This window comes from Gluconobacter sp. P1D12_c (genome assembly GCF_018812105.1).
Classification (GTDB): Bacteria; Pseudomonadota; Alphaproteobacteria; order Acetobacterales; family Acetobacteraceae; genus Gluconobacter; species Gluconobacter oxydans_A.
Genome location: NZ_JACSIQ010000389.1, coordinates 1 through 480, shown reverse-complemented (window position 1 = coordinate 480; position 480 = coordinate 1). Strand labels below are relative to the sequence as shown.

General features: G+C 48.1%; 1 protein-coding gene. It reads right to left on the bottom strand.

The genetic code is table 11. The annotated features are described in order from the left end of the window. Positions 1-480: plasmid recombination protein (locus KP705_RS17310; protein WP_215765170.1), on the bottom strand; the 480-nt coding region annotated here is incomplete at both ends.

Sequence of the window (480 nt, the reverse complement as noted above, 5' to 3'; positions counted from 1 at the left end):
GCACAATCCCCACGATGTAAGCTGATCGCCTGCAAAACCTCAGGAACGATCAAAGCATGAAGATGCGCAAAAGCCTCATCATCATCCCTGCTCACACTCTTCAACTGGTCCCCATACGTGTCCTGCAACCACTTGACCGACCGAGCTTGCCAACGCTTACAATCGGCATCCATCTCACCTGGCCAAGACAGAACAATGCACGCCATAGTATTTTGAGTGCTTCTGATTTTCCTGCTCTTGCCATTCTTCTGAACATCAACAGCACCATCGCAAGCCTGCTCATGCTCACGCTCAAGAGCTTCTAAATCCTGACCAAAAACGAGAACCGGCTTGCCTGGATTTTCAACATGCAAACAGGCATCCGGATTTCTCCGGGTAGCCTCATCTATAGTCTCTTTAATATTCCACTTCTTAGACTTCGTTGCCTTGTCGGAAGGCTTTACAAGCACTTTACGACTCAGCATCTCAAAATGTGCGAAT